Origin of the sequence: Sphingopyxis sp. Root154 (assembly GCF_001427105.1) — a bacterium.
In the GTDB taxonomy this organism is placed as follows: Bacteria; Pseudomonadota; Alphaproteobacteria; order Sphingomonadales; family Sphingomonadaceae; genus Sphingopyxis.
Genome location: NZ_LMGI01000001.1, coordinates 453,828 through 470,893 on the forward strand (window position 1 = coordinate 453,828; position 17,066 = coordinate 470,893).

At 64.0% G+C, this 17,066-nt stretch carries 12 protein-coding genes; 3 read left to right on the forward strand and 9 right to left on the reverse strand.

Translation table 11 applies throughout. From position 1 onward, the window contains the following. Positions 1–27: 27 nt before the first annotated feature. Together ASD73_RS01970 and ASD73_RS01975 are read right to left on the reverse strand one after the other, a co-directional pair. Positions 28–981, reverse strand: coding sequence for a helix-turn-helix domain-containing protein (locus ASD73_RS01970; protein WP_056369592.1), 954 nt, complete (start codon positions 979–981; stop codon positions 28–30). A gap of 392 nt (positions 982–1,373) precedes the next feature. Next, positions 1,374–1,877 (reverse strand): cupin domain-containing protein, encoded by a 504-nt coding sequence (locus ASD73_RS01975; RefSeq protein ID WP_162248126.1) that lies wholly within the window; start codon positions 1,875–1,877, stop codon positions 1,374–1,376. 252 nt (positions 1,878–2,129) lie between these two features. On the opposite strand from ASD73_RS01975, the gene ASD73_RS01980 reads away from it, so the two are divergent. Then, positions 2,130–3,179, forward strand: coding sequence for a carbon-nitrogen hydrolase family protein (locus ASD73_RS01980; RefSeq protein ID WP_056369587.1), 1,050 nt, complete (start codon positions 2,130–2,132; stop codon positions 3,177–3,179). A gap of 547 nt (positions 3,180–3,726) precedes the next feature. On the opposite strand, the gene ASD73_RS01985 is transcribed toward ASD73_RS01980, so the two are convergent. Genes ASD73_RS01985 through ASD73_RS01995 form a run of 3 tightly spaced genes read right to left on the reverse strand, consistent with a single transcriptional unit; the run spans position 3,727 to position 8,605 of the window. Next, positions 3,727–4,125 carry a cupin domain-containing protein gene (locus ASD73_RS01985; protein ID WP_056369585.1) on the reverse strand — a complete coding sequence of 133 codons (399 nt, stop codon included), beginning with the start codon at positions 4,123–4,125 and terminating at the stop codon, positions 3,727–3,729. Positions 4,126–4,176: 51 nt separating this feature from the next. After that, a complete protein-coding gene (locus ASD73_RS01990) occupies positions 4,177–5,769 on the reverse strand; it encodes an aldehyde dehydrogenase (NADP(+)) (RefSeq protein ID WP_056369583.1) in 1,593 nt (530 codons plus the stop codon). Positions 5,770–5,782: 13 nt separating this feature from the next. Then, positions 5,783–8,605, reverse strand: coding sequence for a TonB-dependent receptor (locus tag ASD73_RS01995; RefSeq protein ID WP_056369581.1), 2,823 nt, complete (start codon positions 8,603–8,605; stop codon positions 5,783–5,785). A gap of 273 nt (positions 8,606–8,878) precedes the next feature. Between ASD73_RS01995 and ASD73_RS02000 the strand changes: the two genes are divergently transcribed. Together ASD73_RS02000 and ASD73_RS02005 are read left to right on the forward strand one after the other, a co-directional pair. After that, positions 8,879–10,192, forward strand: a complete 1,314-nt coding sequence (locus ASD73_RS02000) for an MFS transporter (protein WP_156377256.1) — start codon at positions 8,879–8,881, stop codon at positions 10,190–10,192. Next, entirely contained in the window at positions 10,189–12,018 is a 1,830-nt protein-coding gene (locus ASD73_RS02005; RefSeq protein ID WP_056369576.1) for a hypothetical protein, read from the forward strand. Before ASD73_RS02000 ends, ASD73_RS02005 begins: the two co-directional genes overlap by 4 nt. Before the next feature lie 3 nt (positions 12,019–12,021). Here ASD73_RS02005 and ASD73_RS02010 read toward each other — a convergent pair whose 3' ends face one another. The 4 genes from ASD73_RS02010 to ASD73_RS02025 form a co-directional block, all read right to left on the reverse strand. Then, the gene (locus ASD73_RS02010) at positions 12,022–13,578 is read right to left on the reverse strand and encodes a carboxylesterase/lipase family protein (protein WP_235534075.1); all 1,557 of its coding nucleotides are present in this window, start codon (positions 13,576–13,578) and stop codon (positions 12,022–12,024) included. After that, on the reverse strand, positions 13,575–14,465 hold the full coding sequence (locus ASD73_RS02015; protein WP_056369574.1) for a LysR substrate-binding domain-containing protein: 891 nt from the start codon (positions 14,463–14,465) through the stop codon (positions 13,575–13,577). Before ASD73_RS02015 ends, ASD73_RS02010 begins: the two co-directional genes overlap by 4 nt. 17 nt (positions 14,466–14,482) lie before the next feature. Further along, entirely contained in the window at positions 14,483–15,412 is a 930-nt protein-coding gene (kdgD, locus tag ASD73_RS02020; protein WP_056369573.1) for a 5-dehydro-4-deoxyglucarate dehydratase, read from the reverse strand. Between the two features lie 594 nt (positions 15,413–16,006). Next, positions 16,007–17,020, reverse strand: a complete 1,014-nt coding sequence (locus ASD73_RS02025) for an alpha/beta hydrolase (RefSeq protein WP_056369571.1) — start codon at positions 17,018–17,020, stop codon at positions 16,007–16,009. Positions 17,021–17,066 lie beyond the last annotated feature (46 nt).

Below are 17,066 nucleotides of genomic sequence, written 5' to 3' on the forward strand. Positions count from 1 at the left end.
GCGACGGAATGCCCCGCCACCGGCGGCTCAGTGCAAGGCGGAGCGGATGTCGCGCGGGCGGCATCCGAACCGACGGCGAAATGCCCGACTGAAATGTCCTGAGTCGTTGAACCCCCAGGCGAATGCGATTTCGGTGATCGTCCGCCCCCGCATGGCGGGATCGCCGAGGTCCGCGCGCGCGCGGTTGAGACGCTCGTTCCAGATCCAGACATTGAGCGAACAGGCCTGGTCGGAAAAGGAGCGATGAATCGTGCTCGCGGCGACGCCGAAGCTCGACGCGATCGTATCGACCGAGAGGCCAGGATCGCACAGATGCTCCGCGGCAAAGGCTCTGATCCGGTCGCCGCGGCGGGCGGCCACGTCGTCGCGGCGACCTCTCCTATTGTCACCCGAAGCCAGCAGCCCGGCGACGAGCATGTCCTCGAGGCTTGCCGCGACCGAAGGCACCGCCTCCTCTTCGATCGTGCCGGCATCCGACGCGAGCATCGTGAGCATCGTCCTGAGAAGTCGCCCCGCACCGGTGCCCGATGCGATCTCGCGGGCCGTCAGCATGTCGCGATCCCGGATGCGGCGCCGCAGCCATTCGCCCGGCACGGAGACGACGAAACCCTCGAAGCGTTCGCGGAATATGAGCTCATAAGGGCGCATCGTATCGAATAATGTGAGACCGCCCGGCTTCATTTCCAGCTCACGCCCATCCTGGAGAAGGACGCCTTGTCCTTCGAGCTGTAGATTGAGGAAGAAGCGATCGGCGCTTGCGGTCGCGATCCCTCGGCGGGTGCGCCGGACATTCTGTGCCGTCGCGGCGATGCGCGACAGTTCGACCGTCGCGAGGCGAGCCGTCTCGATCTGCCCGAAAACCTGCTCGTCGGCACCGCAAAAAGTGCAATCGAGCTGGACGAACGCCCCGCGAAGAGCGTCGTGCCAATAGCTGGCCCGCTCTCCCGCAGGGGCATCGCTGGTCGAAAAGAGCTTCTGCATGGTAGGATCCTGCCGTTCTGGCGCCTGCCCTCGATCAGGGCCGGTCATCTTTCACGCTTATTCACCTCGACAAGAAGCATCCTCGCCGATGCTGCCGACGCGGCGGATGCCATTCTTGCGGTTATAACCGGCCCTGCTCGGTGCGCGCCCAAAGACCATGTTTCGTCGCCCGACGTCACGCGGCAAGTTCGCATCCGGCGGGGCGAAACTCGCGATATCCCGCGACGGGCGTGCCAGGCGTCGGCCTGTCCCGGCTGACATGTTCCAGGAATGACGCGGAAGAGTTCGCTCTCGTCGAGCAGGCGAGAAGCCCAGCGCCATCGCCCGGCTACATCGCGCGAACAAGGATCAAGACGCATCGGGCGAGATGCATTGCGCGCGCCTCTCCTTCTTCACGAGCCGCACGACGTGCCCGCCGCTCCGGCGGGAGGCTCGACGCTCATCCGGTCATGTACGCCGCTAAGGTTCAAAAAGCACCCGGTCGCAGTTCCGACATTTCGCCACCCGCGAGGGACGCCTGCCGGGACGAGGATGGAATCCCATTGTTCGAGAAAGACCTTATGTTCCTCATTTTCGTCGAAATAGACCATCCACGATCCGCTCGCGGCGAACATCAATTCCTCTTGGGTATGATTATGAAGAATCTGGCCCTTGCCGGGTTCGACGACCCCGACCGCAAGTCGGAATTCGCTGCTCTCGACGGCGGGCGACGTCCCCTTCACGAAGGTTGATGTGGCCCCGTCGAAATATTTGTACATGGCGGCATGATAAGCCGGATCATCGGTACGCATCGGGTTCCAGTTCGGTCGCACTTCCCGAAACCGCACGACGTTCGCTATCGCGTCCGCAATCCGGCCTGTCAAAGGGGCCGACAGAGTGGAGGCCGGGTTGGCCATGGGATACTCCTTCGCTCGCGGTGCAGTGTGCCCGATGAAACACATATTTGGGCCTGCGCACAAATTCATAGCCGATATGCCTATTATGCATGTGAGGCATAGCGCTTGAGTCCCTTTACTCCCATTGCGCGGCACTCCGGACTGCCTGCTCACGCCACGCCCGTCCTAAAACCTGCCACGCTCGGACAAGCGCAGAGCAACTCGGCACGGCAAAATCGCGATGAACCTGATTGTGAATAGAGGAAATATCCGATGACCGTCGATCACCCCAGATTTCGCGCCGCAGCCGTTCAGGCCGCACCCGTGTTTCTCGACCTTGACGCAAGCTTGGCAAAGGCGGTTCGGCTTATCGAGGAAGCTGCGGCGAACGGCGCAGCGCTCGTCGCCTTTCCGGAAACCTTCCTTCCGGGCTATCCTTGGTACATCTGGCTCGATTCCCCTGCCTGGGGAATGCAGTTCGTGCAGCGCTATTTCGACAATTCGCTCGCATACGGCTCGCCCGAAGCCGACCGGCTCCAACGCGCCGCGGAAGAAAATGGGGTCATGGTTGCCATGGGTCTCAGCGAACGCGACGGCGGCAGCCTCTATATCGGACAATGGCTGATCGGAGCGGACGGCAACACAGTCAGCCGGCGCCGCAAATTGAAGCCGACGCATGTCGAGCGAACGGTTTTCGGCGAAGGAGACGGCCGCGACCTTTCGGTGTTCGACACGCCCCTTGGACGGGTCGGCGCCCTCTGCTGCTGGGAACATCTCCAACCGCTTTCGAAATATGCGATGTACGCGCAAAATGAACAGGTACATGTCGCTGCCTGGCCCAGCTTCTCGATCTACCCCGAAGCCCATCAGCTGAGCGTCGACGTCAACAGCGCGGCGTCGCGTCTCTATGCGGTCGAAGGCGGCTGCTATGTCATCGCCTCGACCGCCCTCGTCTCGGCCGAGATGATTGCGATGTTGTGCAACGATGACATGAAGCGGTCGCTGCTCAAGGAGGGCGGAGGCTATTCGCAGATATATGCGCCGGACGGGCGCCTAATCAGCGAAGGCCTGCCCGAAAACCAGGAAGGCCTGGTTTACGCCGATCTCGACCTTGGCCTCATCTCGCTTGCGAAGGCGGCCACCGACCCCGCCGGCCATTATTCCCGGCCGGACGTGACCCGTCTGCTGCTCGACAAGACACCCGGCGATCGCATGATCACGCGCCGTGGGCCTTCAGTCGTCTCTCCGCAGGAATTCGCCGACGAGATCGCATCGTCGGCGCGCAAGGCGGAGCCGCCGACGCCCCCCGGTGAGGGCGCGTGAATCGCACGGCATGAACCCAACGTCCCCCGCCGTGATATCAGAGGCAAATGCGCCAGCGTTCGACGCACTGCAACAAGAAATGGGTTGGCGATCGGCTTGCAGGCCCGTATTCACGCACACGGCGTCGGCTTCATCGAGGCTGGCACGGCCCGTCCGTCTCCCGAGCAGCGCGTGGCCTCGAACGCGCCTTGGTTGCTGCTCGCCATGAACTTGCCCGACAGCGAGTGTCCGAGATATGGGGGCTGACCGCCGACGCCTGCCGTCCCGGTGCTGTCCCATAATAGTTCGAAGGCAATTATCTGTCGTTGACGACGGGATGGAGTTCCATAGTCTCACCACAACTTTGGCGACTCCAGCGACCCGGGGAAGCTGAGGGAGATCCTATCGGAAAGGCCGCGTTCCACTGGCGCGGCCTTTCTGCCGTCGCCTCCCTTCACCTCCAGATCGGCGGGCCAAGCCGGCACGGAGACGCGTTTCGACCTTGCGGCGAGCATTCCTCGATCGGAATTTCGCATCGATGCAGCGCCAGCGTCGTCCGGTCAGCGTATCAGTTTCCCGGCTTGTTGGGATAAGCGATCAGGAGCACCAGCGGCTGATCCCCCGTCTGGCGGATACTCACGTTGGAGCCACTGTAAAGCCAGGCCGCCATGCCCGGCCGCAGTTGCCTTTCCTCGCCGTCGGAGTGGACCGTGCCGGTTCCCTCGAGCACATAATAGATTTCATCATGGTCAATCGCGTGAATCCCGATCGCCGCCCCGACGTGAAGCGCGCGCTTTCTGAACTCGAAACTACGCGGCGCTGGCACGGCGTCGCTGATCCGCCACGCGGTCGATTGGCCGATCCTTCCATGCGGCGCGGGCCCCTCCCGCACCGTGTCCGCCTCGTCAATGACAACCATCGGCATCGGCTGCGCGCCGGCCAGAACGAAAGCAAGAATGGTGCTCATCGCGCGCCTGCCTGGAAAATGAGGTCATGTCGGGTCGTTTGGTTCATCTGCCTACGCATTCAGCTGCTCCGCGACCGCCGGCTTCCGCAGTTCGCCATCGATGCGCCTCGAAAGACGCCATGGATTGCCATCCCGAAGCGCCGGCGGCAGCATTTCCTCCGGAAGATTCTGAAAGCACACCGGACGCAGGAAGCGCGCGATCGCGAGCGATCCGACCGACGTTGATCGGGTATCGGAGGTTGCAGGGAACGGCCCGCCATGAACCATCGCATGGGTTACTTCGACCCCCGTCGGCCAGCCGTTGACCAGCAGGCGACCCACTTTGTCCGCGAGAAGCGGCGATAATGCCTGCGCGGCCTTCATGTCGCTGTCGTCCATATGGATCGTCGCGGTCAGCTGCCCTTCCATGGCGGAAATAGTGGCCGCAACCTCGGCAAGATCGCGGCAGCGGACGATGATCGCCGCGCTCCCGAACACTTCCTCGCCGATCGATGCATCCCTGGCATAGGCTTCCGCGGTCGTGTCGAATAGCGCCGGAGCGCAGCGATTGTGGCTGGCGCCGTGGATAGCCGAAGCGCGTTCAACCGCGGGATTGCGATCGAGCGCTGCCACGCCTTCGCGATAAGCCTCGGCGATGCCGCTGCTCAGCATCGTAGCGGGCTCTACGCTGGCAAGGGCATCGGCCGCCGCGCCGACGAATATGTCGAGCGCCGGACCGTCGAGAGCGACGATCGTTCCGGGATTGGTACAAAATTGGCCGGCGCCGAGTGTAAGGGAGGAAGAAAAGGCGCCGGCCAGTTCAATACCGCGATCAGCAAGGGCGCCCGGGAGGATGATTACGGGATTCACGCTGCTCATCTCGGCATAGACAGGAATAGGTTCTTTACGCTTGCGCGCGATATCGACGAGGTGAAGACCGCCGCCGCGCGAGCCGGTGAAGCCGACCGCCTTTATCCGCGGATCGGCGACCAGCGCCGCACCCAGTTCGTGCGACTTGCCGGGCAAATAGGAAAACACGCCCTCGGGAAGACCGCAGACGGCTGCCGCCTTTTGGATGGCCCGCGCGACAAGCTCGCCCGTTCCGGGATGGGCGCTGTGGCCCTTCACCACCACCGGACAGCCGGCGGCAAAGGCCGAAGCGGTGTCACCGCCCGCGACCGAAAAGGCGAGCGGGAAGTTGGACGCCCCGAAGACCGCGGCGGGCCCGAGCGGCCGGTTCATCCGCCGGAGCGCAGGGCGCGGCGGAACGCGTTCGGGCAGCGCGCTGTCGAGCGTCGCGTCGAGCCAGTCGCCCTGCCGCACGACCGATGCGAACAATTGCAGCTGGCCGGTCGTCCGGCCGCGCTCGCCCTCCAGACGCGCGCGCGGCAAACCGGTCTCCGCCATCGCGGTTTCGATCAGGACATCGCCGATCGCGTTGATCGCGTCGGCAACCGCTTCGAGAAAGGCGGCGCGGGCGGCGGGGGCAAGCGACCCGAAAGCCCCGGCAGCGTCCGCGGCGAGCGCGCAGGCGTCGGCGACGTCCCGTGTGCTCGCGATACTGAACTCGGGACCAACGACAGCGCCGGTTGCCGGGTCATAGGCACGGAAACTCTCCTCGCTCCGCCGCGTCCCCTGCCCGATCAATATGCTGCCGTCGATCACCGATTGTCTCCGATTACAGGCTGTAGCGCAGGCCGAAATTGAACTGGCGACCGCTGTGGGTGAGCACGTTCAGGCGGTTCGTCTCGTCAACGAACTGATCATTCTTCTCGTCGGTCAGATTGATCATTTCGAGGCTGAACTTCAGCCGGTCGTTCACATTGTACGAAATCTGCGCATCGAAATTCAGCGTGCTATTGGTGCCGTTCCAGGCGTTGCCCTCTGTTCCCGGGACCGCGGTCAGATATTTGGACCGGTAGGAGGCCGATCCGCGAATCGAGAATTTCGTGTCTTCATAATAGAGCGTCGCATTCGCCGCCTGTTTCGACAGCCCGACGAGCGGGGCACGGACCGAGGTGCTGCCGTTCGCGGCGGTCAGATATTCGATATTCGAGCTGACATAAGTATAGTTTGCGAGCACGCCGAAGTTCGAGAGGAAGCCGTCGAAAAAAGTAAACGGCTGCTGGATGTTGATCTCGAAACCCTTGAGCTTGCCGCCGCTCGAATTCACCGGCTGGCTGACGATGAAGACGTCGGTCGGCGATGCGGTGGTGCCGGTCAGCAGCGACGCCGGCAGGCCGAGATCGGCAAAGGGCACCGAGGTGCTGAGCGATTGAGCGAAGGTTCCGATGTCCTTGTGGAAACCCGACACCGCATAGATCGCCCCCGGCGTCGGGTACCATTCGATGCCGACGTCAAGGTTCGTCGATGCGGTCGGTTTCAGGTCGGGGTTGCCCGAGCTGAAGCTGCGGTTGCCGCCCGACACGTTGAGGTTGCCGCCCGGGGTCAGCGACGCAATCCCGGCGCGCGCCATCGTCTTGGCCGCGGCGAAGCGTACGAGCAGATTGTCGGTGACGTCGAACACGAGATTCGCCGACGGCAGCCAACGATTATAGGACCGGTCCGCCTCGACTAGATTGATCGCCGCGCCTTGGCTCGCATAGCCGGTCGAGCTTTGCTTGGTATCGACATAGCGCACGCCAACATCGCCGCGCAGTGGGAAACCGGCGCCCTCGAGGTTGAATTCAGCCATGCCCCACGCACCGAGGTCTTTTTCCTCCACCGTGATGAATGAACCGCGCGCCGTCGCATTTTCGATCCCGCCGATTGCGTAGGTTGGGTTCGTCGGCGCGTTGAGCGCCGCGAGGAAGGGGTCGAGATCGGGGACGACCCAGCTGGTGATCGTGCCGGATGGCAGATTGAGCCCGCGGCCGAAACCCGAGTAGACGGTGGTAAGCCCGGCGAGCTGCGCCGGGGTCAGCGTCGTGACAACCGTCTCGCCCTGCAAACGACGGCGTTCGGTCGAGTCATAGGTGAAGCGGCGCCAGTCGACACCTGCTTTCAGCGTGATGGCATCGCTTGCCTCCCATGCCAGCGCCCCCTTTGCGGTGGTGAAGCTGTTGTCGACGGTTTGCGGCCGGATGCGGACTTCCGACGTGCCGTTGGTGAAGGCGAAGGTCGCGGGGTTGGTGACATCGACGCCCGGCTTGATCGTCGGGAAACGCGTCGAGAAATCGTAAAAGAAGCCGTTGGTGTTTGCCGCATCGATCGTGACTGTCGTCTGCACCGGATTGCGGAACGCCGATTTCGAATGGCCGACAAGGCCAGTGAACTTCAGCTTTTCGCCGAACTCCTGTTCGATGTTGGCGGTGAGTTGGTGGAAGTCGGTCTTCAGAATGTCGTAGCGCGACTGAGTGCGCAGATCGACATTGTCGAACGTGCCGCTGATGATGTTGTTATTTTCGTCGACGACGCCCGAGCGGATGATCGTCTGCGGCTTGCCGGTGCCCGACCGGCTAAAGCTGATCGCCTGGAACTGGCTTTCGGTGCGCGTGCCGTCGAGGCGCGAATAGAGGCCATCGATCGAAATCAGCGTGCTGTCCGACGGACGGAACTGAACCGATACCGCCGCGCCGAGGCGCTTCTGGTTGATGTCATAACTGACGAGACCGGGGATACGCGGATGAAACAGCGCCGTGTCGAGGTTGCTGCTGTTGTTGATCTGCGCGGTGGTATAGCCAGGAAGGGTCGAGAGCGGGCTGAAACCGCCGTTGAAACCGCCATGGGTCCAGCGCGTGATGTTCGCGCCTTCTTCGCGCAGGCGGCGCTCTTCATAAGCCAGCGACACGAGCACGCCGAAGGTTTCGTCGGGGTTCGAAACGGTCACCAGACCCGAAAAGCGCGGCGTCAGCTTTCGCGCCAGATCATTGTAGCTGCCCTGGACCGAGAGCACCGCAGTCGATTTCTTGAAATCGAACGGGCGCGCAACCTGCAGATCGACCGTCGCACCAAGCGAGCCCTCCTCGACGTCGGCGCTCGCGGTCTTGCGTACCGCTAGGCTGTTGAACAGGTCCGACGAGAAGATGTTGAAATCGAACCCGCGGCCGCGATTGACGCCGCCGGAATTGTCGGTGCCGCCGCTCGTGCCAATCGCTTCCATGCCATTGATGCGGACACGCGTATATTCGGGACCAAGGCCGCGAACGGAGATGTTGCGGCCCTCGCCATTCACGCGGCTGATCGCGACGCCCGGGATGCGCTGCAGCGATTCGGCGAGGTTGAGATCGGGGAATTCGGCGATGTCTTCGGCCTTGATCGCGTCGATCGAAGCGGTTTCGTTGCGCTTCATGTTCAGCGCGCTGGTCAGGCTCTGGCGAAAACCCGTGACGATAATTTCTTCGCCGGCGCCCTCTGGCGCGGCCTCTGTAGCGTAGGCGGATCCGGCCGGCTGGGAAGCGGCGGCATCCTGCGCCTGAGCGGCGGCCGGACAGACGAACGCTACGGCCGCAGTCCCTGCAAAAAGGCCGACCTTGATGTTGCGCGGTGCGGAAGTTGCCATCGGTAATCCCCTCTCCTGCTTGCCGTCGCGCGGCAAGTCGTGCGGTTTCAATATGCAGGGGCTAACGCCAGAAGACCCCATAAGGCCAACCTCAATCCGGCATGGATCATTGCTGATCGCGCACCAATTTTAAAAAGCGGCGTATCCCGATCGCGATCCAGCCATGGATTGGCTGGATTGTTCCAACTTTCAGCTTGGACCGGAAAGGATGCAGTCGCTAGCGTCCAGATGACCGCAAAAGCCGCGAGCGCTTCCGGTCCACAGGAGAGGGTCATGGTCGACAACGCCGAAAAACCGACAAGAACGCGCTATTGGATCATCGCGCTAATCTTTGTCATCACCACGATCAACTATGCCGATCGCGCAACATTCTCGATTGCCGGCGAGGAGGCATCGCGCGAACTGGCGCTGAGCCCGATCCAGACCGGCTATATCCTGTCGGCCTTTGCCTGGGCCTATGCGCTGGCGCAGATCCCGGGAGGCGCCTTGCTCGACCGCTTCGGCACCAAGAAGGTCTATGCATCGGCGATCCTGATCTGGTCGCTGTTCACCGCGGCGCAGGGCTTCGTCGGCTTTGTGCCCGGGCTGGCCGCGGTCACCACCCTCTTCCTGCTGCGCTTCCTCGTCGGCCTTGCCGAAGCCCCCTCCTTTCCCGGCAACGCCCGTCTGGTTGCCGCCTGGTTCCCCAGCGCCGAGCGCGGGACGGCCTCAGCCATCTTCAACAGCGCGCAATATTTCGCGCTCGTCGTCTTTGCGCCGCTGATGGGCTGGCTTGTTCACGAACATGGCTGGCGTTCGGTGTTCTGGACAATGGGCGCACTGGGTGTCGCCGCGACGCTGCTGTTCATAAGTCAGATTCACGAACCCGACCGGCATCCGCGCGTGAACCAAGCCGAGCTTGACCATATCCGCAGTGGCGGCGGCCAGATCGGGATGGAGGACCGCAGCAAGGCCAGGGCCGCCTTTTCCTGGCCCAATTTTCGGCTGTTGCTATCGAACCGGATGATGCTGGGTATTTATCTGGGCCAATATTGCATCAACGTGCTGACCTATTTCTTTGTGACCTGGTTTCCGATCTATCTGGTCAAGGAACGCGGCCTCAACATCATGGAGGCTGGCTTCGCGGCAGCCTTGCCCGCGGCGTTTGGCTTTGTCGGCGGTCTCGCAGGCGGGGTCGTTTCGGACCAAATCCTCAAACGAAGCGGCAGCCTGGACAGGGCGCGCAAGACACCGCTGGTCGTCGGCATGCTGCTGGCGACGACGATCCTGGCGTGCGTCTGGGCGGAAGAGGAATGGCTCGTCATCGCGCTGATGGCGGTCGCCTTTTTCGGCAAGGGCGTCGCTTCGCTCGGCTGGGCGGTCATGGCCGACGTCGCGCCCAAGCAACTCGCCGGCCTTTCGGGCGGTGTGTTCAACATGTTTGGCAATATCGCCGGCATCGTGACCCCGATCGTCGTCGGCTATATCGTCGCGGCGACCGGATCGTTCGACCTCGCGCTCGCCTTTGTCGCGGTCCACTGTTTGCTGACGATCGTCGCTTATGTGTGGATCGTCGGCCCGATCCGCCGTCTGGAACTCGTTGCATGACGGTTTCGCGCCGCACGTTTCTGGCAACGAGCGGTGCTATTCTGGCCGCGCCCGCGGCGTTCGCAAAGCCGCCGGCGCAGCCGATCCGCATTGCCAGCCCGATGGCCGCCCCGGCATGGGCGGGATTGCAGCGCCGTCTGCTCGCGGCGAATATGGCAGCGTGCGAGGCATTCTACGCCAAATATGTCGATGCGAACGACGCGCTGAAAGTGTTTGTACGCTGGGGCGCTAACGACGGGCCCGACGATGCAGCCGAGGCGACGAACGACTGGGTGACGCTTCACGCGCTGGGCGCGCCCGACAGGCTGCTCACCCTGGCGCAGCGCTTCTGGGACGGCCATATCCGGCAATATACGGCCGCAAAGTCTGTCGATGTCGCGATCGCCCGCGAAGGCATGTATCATCGCGAGTTCCCGGTCCAGATGGACTGGCAGCATAATGCCGAAGGGCTGACAACCTTCAACGTCATGGGGATGAGCGCGCCGCGCGACCGGAAACTTCTGGCGCGCACCCGGCGGTTCGCCGATTTCTACACCGGCCGCGACCCCAGCGCCCCCAATTACGATCCGCGCCACCGGGTGATGCGAAGCATGATGAACGGCAGCCGCGGCCCTGCGCTGAAACCGGTGGGCGCGCTCGATTGGGCCGGCGATCCGTTCGACGCGGCGCGCTTCCACCTCGAACATGGTGAGGATGATTACAGCCAGTTCCTCGCGCACTATGCCGAATATGGCGATGTCGTCGGCGACAACCCGCTGAACCTTCAGGCGACAACGCTGGGCCTCAACGCCTTTGCGCTGGGCGCCGGGGATCGGTTTCGGCACTGGGCGCTGGACTATCTGAGTGCGTGGGCCGACCGTGCGCGGGCGAACAAAGGCATATTGCCGAGCCGCGTCGCCGCCGACGGCGCGGTCGGCGCCGACTGGTGGCAGGGCGTCTATGGCTGGGGCTTTTCACCCCTCGTGCCGCAGACGGGCGAGCGCGAAAATCGTAACCGGGTGCCGCGATCGATCACCGCGTTTTACAACGCGCTGCTCTTGTCCGGAGACCGCGACTATCTTCGCCTCTGGCGCGACATGAACATGCGCATCAACGAACAGAGCAAGCTGGTCGACGGGGTCATGTCGGCGCCGACGATGCATGGCGCCGACGGCTGGTACGGCTGGAAACCGGGCCCCTATCGCACCAACGGGTTCGAAATCTGGTATGCGACGCAGGAAGCTCCCGACCGCGAAGCGGCGGGTCGCCACCCGTGGATCGATTTTCTGGAAGGACAAAATCCGGGCTATCCCGAACAGGCGCTGCAGGCCGACCTTGACCATGTCGCCAAGCGGGTCGCCATCGCCAAAGCCGACACGACGAGGCCCGACGAGCGGCTCGCCGACTGGACGCTCGGCATCAATCCGGCGAGTGCGAAGGCGCTGATCCAGACGATGACCGGCGGCCTCCACATCGCCCGCCCGCCCTGGTCGCCGACCACCGCGCCGCAGGGCGGGGTTCCGCTCCATTGCCGCCTGCGGTACTTCGATGCCGACCGCCGCCGCGCCGGGGTGCCCGACGATGTCGCGGCGCTAGTCCACAGCCTGGGCGACACGGCGACCGAGGTGACGCTGGTCAACACCGGCACCGCGCCGCGCACTTTGGTCGTGCAGGGCGGCGCCTATGCCGAGCACCGGATCGACACGGTCGCGTGGGACGGCGGCACTGAACGCGTCGGCGGGCGCGATTTCACGCTGCGACTGGAGCCCGGCTGCGGGACGCGGCTGCGGCTGACGATGGCGCGCTATGCCAATCGCCCTACCCTTTCCTTCCCCTGGGATCGCTAGAGATCAGCCGCCCGGCTTGATATAGGGCGCAACCGACAACAGTTCGCGCTCGGCGCCGCGGGGATCGTTTTCGACGCGGATGTCGCGGTCGAAGATCATCGTCGCGCGCTTTTCCAGGTCATAGTGCGGCCAGGCGGGCAGCGATCCGCCATTGGGATCGCCGCCGCGCGCGAGCCGGATGAACGCGTCGGCCATCTGGCCCGCCAACGCCTGCGCCGCGGGTGTGTTGCCGGTACGCGCGGCGGGAAGTCGCGTGTTGTCGAACACCAGTTCAATATCGAGCGTGTGATACGCACCGAGTACCCCACCCGCCTCGGGCGAGGGAAAATCGAGCTGGTACATCCAGGTCGGCGCCCCAATCCGCGCGCGCTCCTCGGCCTGGATCAAATGGCCTGGCCACGATCGCGCGGCGGTCGACGCGGCAAGCAATATCTGCCCGGCGGTGCGGTCGGGATAGAGTGCGCGATAGCGCTCGATCAGCCACACCGGATCGACATCCTTGACGATCTCGCGCGCCAGCCGCGCCGGCAGATTGTCCCAGTCGGTATCGCCGCGCTTCAGCGTCGCGGCGATCCACAGCCCGGTCTCGTCGTGCGTGTTGCCGACGATCAACGGGATCGACGCGGCCTCGCGCGGCGCGCCGGGGAAGAAAGGGTGGCGTGTCAGCACATGATGATCGAGCGTCGAGGTGAAACTGATCTCGCCCTTCCGCTCCAGCGGATCGGTCATCGCCATCGCTTCGACCAGATGTTCGACGGGCAGGCGGCGCAGGTCGTCGACCGACGCCGCGCCCGCCTTTGCCATCCACGCCTTCGCCCGCTCGGTCGCATGGTTGGGGCCGGCGGCGGTGACATGCTGGCCGCTCATCGTCGCGGCGCTGTGGAACAACGGCCGCGCCGCCTCCATCGCCATCAGCGTCACGACTTTCGCGCCGCCACCCGACTGGCCAAAGATCATCACCCGCCCGGGATCGCCGCCGAAGCCGGCGATATTGCCCTGCACCCATTGCAACGCGAGGATGATGTCGAGATTGCCGACATTCCCCGATTCCGCCGGACCGCCGAGCCGCGCGAGATAGGCATAGCCAAGCCCCGCGAGCCGATGGTTGAGGGTGACCACAACGGCATCGCCGCGCCGGACCAGATTGCCGCCGTCGTAGAGCGGATCGGAGCCCGATCCATGCGCATGCGCGCCGCCGTGCAGATAGACCAGGACCGGTCGTCGCGCGCCGTCGAGCGCCGGGGTCCAGATGTTCAGGAACAGGCAGTCCTCGCTTGTTCGTTCGTCGGCCTTGGTCTGCGGCGCCGCCGCGGCATAGGTGGCCGCATCGGCAATGCCGCTCCAGGGCGTCGGCGCCAGCGCCACCTGAAAGCGCCGCGGTGCGGTGTCGGCGCCGTAGCGGACCCCGCGAAAAACCAGCACGCCTTGTTCGCGCAAACCCCGCACCCGGCCATAGCGCGTCGTCGCCACCGGGTCGCCCTTGCCGCTCGCCAACGCCGGGACCGGTAGCGGCAGCAGTATCGCCGCCCCTGCCATCATCAGCTGGCGGCGGGGGATCACGCCGCCATGACCTCCATGCACAGGCGCCGCATCGGTTCGGTCGCCGGATTGGCGTTGTCGCGGCGCCACGCCATATACAGCTCGACCGGCTGTTCGGGGGTCGTCGTCAGCTCGCGAAACTGGACATCGTCGGGGTGCAGCCCCATCGCCGAGCGCGGCACGACCGCCGCCGCCAGCCCCGCTCGCACCAGTCCCAGCATCGAATGGATCTGGGTCACATGCTGGATATAATGGGGCGACACCCCGGCCTCGTCGAACAGGCGCGCCAGCAGATCGTGGAAATAGCCCGCCCCTTGGCGCGAATACATGATGAGCGGCTTGTCATCGAGATCCGCGGGCAGCAGTACCGATTGCGCCTGCCGCGGATCGCCGAGCGGCAGCGCGACGACGAGCGGTTCGCTGAGTGCGAGCATCGTATTGAATTCGCTGCGTTCGATCGGCGGGCGCACGAAACCGATGTCGATCAGGCCCGTGAGCAACGCGTCGGTCTGGTCGCCCGTCACCATTTCGCGCAGTTCGAGTTCGATATTGGGCAGCGTCGCACGCGCCTGCGTCACGATGCGCGGGACGAGCGTATAGCCCGACACCGCCGTGAAGCCGATGCCGACCTTCCCCGCATCGCCCTTTGCGACGCGCCTGGCCGACAGCGAGGCGCTTTCGGCCAGGCGAACGATGCGCCGCGCCTCGATCAGGAACACGCGGCCGGCGGGGGTCAGCGAGACATTGCGGCTCGTCCGTTCGAGCAATGTCACGTCGAGGATGCGCTCGAGCAGCTGGATCTGCCGGCTCAAGGGCGACTGGGTCATGTTGAGCCGCTGCGCCGCGCGGCCGAAGTGCAGTTCCTCGGCAGCGGCGACGAAACAGCGGAGTTGGCTGAGTTCGAACATGGCCCAGCCTAGTCCCGTCACGCTGCCGCTGAAAGAGCCTTTGGCGACGCTCGCTCGATCAGCGTGCGCAGTTCCTGTTCTTCCGCCGCGCTCATATCGGTCAGCGGCGAGCGCACCGGTCCGGCGTCGCGGCCCACGATCCGGCAACCCGATTTGACGATCGACACCGCATAGCCGCGGCCGCGATTGCGCAGCGCGATATAGGGCAGCACGAACTGGCGCAGCTGGTGCATCACCTCGACCTGGTTGCCGGCGCGCACTGCCTTGTAGAAATCGAGCGCCCATTCGGGCATAAAGTTGAAGATCGCCGACGAATAGGTTGTGACCCCCATCGTCAGATAGGGGGTCGCATAGGTTTCAGCGGTCGGCAGCCCGCCGATGTAGGTCAGGCGGTCGCCCATCCGCGCATAGATGCGGGTCATCATTTCGATGTCGCCGACGCCGTCCTTGAAGCCGACGAGATTGGGGTTGCGATCGCACAGGCCCGCCAGCGTCTCGTCATCGACGATGGCGTTGTCGCGGTTGTACACGATGACCCCGAGGCCCGTCGCGCGGCAGACCGCCTCGATATGCGCGGCGAGCCCTTCCTGCTTCGATCCGACCAGATAGGGTGGCAATAGTAACAGGCCGTCGGCGCCCGCCTTTTCGGCGCCGCGCGCGACGTCGACCGCAATCGCGGTGCCGTAACCGCAACCCGAGATCACCGGCACCTTGCCCTTTCCTTCCGCGACGGCGGCGGCCACGACGTTGACGACTTCCGATGGCGTCAGCGAGAAAAATTCACCCGTTCCGCCCGCGGCGAACAGGCCTGCAAGCTCGCGATCCAGCATCCAGGCGCAATGCTCGCGATAGGGCGTCTCGTCGAAGGCGCCGTGCGCGTCGAAGTGTGTCACGGGAAAGGAAAGCAAGCCTTCGCCGAGCTTTTTTCCCATTGCCACCGGATCCATCAAGCTTCTCCTTTGCGATCGCCGCCAATGGCCGCGATACGCAGCCTGCCGATGCAGATTTAGGTGAAGCGCCGTGACGGGTCCAAACCAAAGGCGCGCTTGATCGATGCGCGGATTAGCTCAGTCGATCGCAAAGGACTCTCGTGCGTGGTTATTGCCGATCGGCTCGCGGACCTCAGCCAACGCCCGCATCGTCGGCAAGGCCGACGCCGTCTGGATTTGCCGCGCTTCGCGGTTACATCGACCTGAACTGGCCGCAGCCGGGCCTGGCGCGAGTCCGAAGGCTGGCGGCGGTCACGACGACTCCCGATCTCCCGGTCCGCTTGCGGGGGATTTTCGGTTCCCTGCCGCGCCGGTTTTGCCCCTGGGTAGCGCCTTCCAAAAGCCGCCGTGGCGCCGACGACCGGCCCTCACTGCTTCTCTCGCAGTTAAGGGAGGCCTATGTCTGGCCCGTCCCTATTTGCTCCTCTGCCAACTGTCGGCTTCAAATAGGCATGCATGCGAACCGGATGCACGAACGGTCGTTTAGCCATAAACCGCGTACAAGTCTCGTTACAGCGCAAAGGCCAACAGCAGATGGCAGAGTCAATTGGGTTATTTTAGATGCGTGGCCAGAAACCCGGCCTGGATGTTCAAGGCTTCGTCGGTTTCCGGAAGCGACGGGTCATCCCAATGGACGTGTGGCATCGCATCGAAGACGACGAGCCGGGCATCCACACCGGCACGCAGCAGTGCGCGGTGGAAGTTGGCGGTGCCGCTGAGGAAGAAGTCGCGGGTCCCCGACATGCACAGCGTCGCCGGAAACCCCTTCAGATCGGCATAGATCGGCGAGAGGACCGGGTTTTCAAGATCGGCATCCGGCGCATATCCCTGCGCCGCTTCGAGGATTGGCGTGATGCGCCGGGTGAAGCCGAAGAGACCGAATATGCTTTCGGTGTCGCCCGGCCGCGCCCAGTCTGCGGTTCCGGAGAAGAAGCCCAGCGCCGCGGGGAGCGGCAGGCTCAGCTGACGCATTTTCACGATGGCTTCGGCCGAGAGCACCGCGCCGGCGGACGAGCCATAAAGTGCGATATGTTGCGACTCATGCTCTTCAAGCAATTCGCGATAGACCGCGATCATATCCTCGACGGCAGCTGGAAAAGGATTTTCGGGCGCCAGCCGATAGTCGATCGCGAGGACCCGAATGCCGGTGAGCGCCGCAATGGGGATGGCTTCGGTAATCGAGCCCTCCCCCAGAATGAAGGCACCGCTATGGAGGTTGATCAACAGCTTATGCTCGCTGCCCGGTGCCCGCTTCGCGGGGGTGACGATGCGCACCGCCACGCCGGCGAACCTTCTGTTTTCCACAGTTGCGGGGTAGCGTTGCAACAGTTCCGCTTCCAACATCGCCCGGCCTGGCGCCATCTGCTCCCGGATTATTTCGACCGGAGCAGTGAGGTCGTCGGCGCCCGCCGGCATGGCATTCCGTCGTTTGAGCATCGCCGCGGCTTCGGGACTGATGGAGGGGGGAACGGGGATGGGCAGATTCTGGACGAGGGTGGTTCCATCCGGCTGGAAGGCGACCGCATCTTGGGCGACGGCCGGACGGTGCCCCTGAAAATCCGACATGAAAATCTCCGACAATGACGAAAGCAAGTTGTTGCGGCGGCAACCC

What these genes read in the sequence shown, in the direction of transcription:
- ASD73_RS02025 (WP_056369571.1), bottom strand. Translation starts at nt 17,020, where the DNA reads ATGTCGGATTTTCAGGGGCACCGTCCGGCCGTCGCCCAAGATGCGGTC.
- ASD73_RS02005 (WP_056369576.1), top strand. Translation starts at nt 10,189, where the DNA reads ATGACGGTTTCGCGCCGCACGTTTCTGGCAACGAGCGGTGCTATTCTG.
- ASD73_RS01970 (WP_056369592.1), bottom strand. Translation starts at nt 981, where the DNA reads ATGCAGAAGCTCTTTTCGACCAGCGATGCCCCTGCGGGAGAGCGGGCC.
- ASD73_RS01980 (WP_056369587.1), top strand. Translation starts at nt 2,130, where the DNA reads ATGACCGTCGATCACCCCAGATTTCGCGCCGCAGCCGTTCAGGCCGCA.
- ASD73_RS01985 (WP_056369585.1), bottom strand. Translation starts at nt 4,125, where the DNA reads ATGAGCACCATTCTTGCTTTCGTTCTGGCCGGCGCGCAGCCGATGCCG.
- ASD73_RS02015 (WP_056369574.1), bottom strand. Translation starts at nt 14,465, where the DNA reads ATGTTCGAACTCAGCCAACTCCGCTGTTTCGTCGCCGCTGCCGAGGAA.
- kdgD (WP_056369573.1), bottom strand. Translation starts at nt 15,412, where the DNA reads ATGGATCCGGTGGCAATGGGAAAAAAGCTCGGCGAAGGCTTGCTTTCC.
- ASD73_RS01995 (WP_056369581.1), bottom strand. Translation starts at nt 8,605, where the DNA reads ATGGCAACTTCCGCACCGCGCAACATCAAGGTCGGCCTTTTTGCAGGG.
- ASD73_RS02000 (WP_156377256.1), top strand. Translation starts at nt 8,879, where the DNA reads ATGGTCGACAACGCCGAAAAACCGACAAGAACGCGCTATTGGATCATC.
- ASD73_RS01975 (WP_162248126.1), bottom strand. Translation starts at nt 1,877, where the DNA reads ATGGCCAACCCGGCCTCCACTCTGTCGGCCCCTTTGACAGGCCGGATT.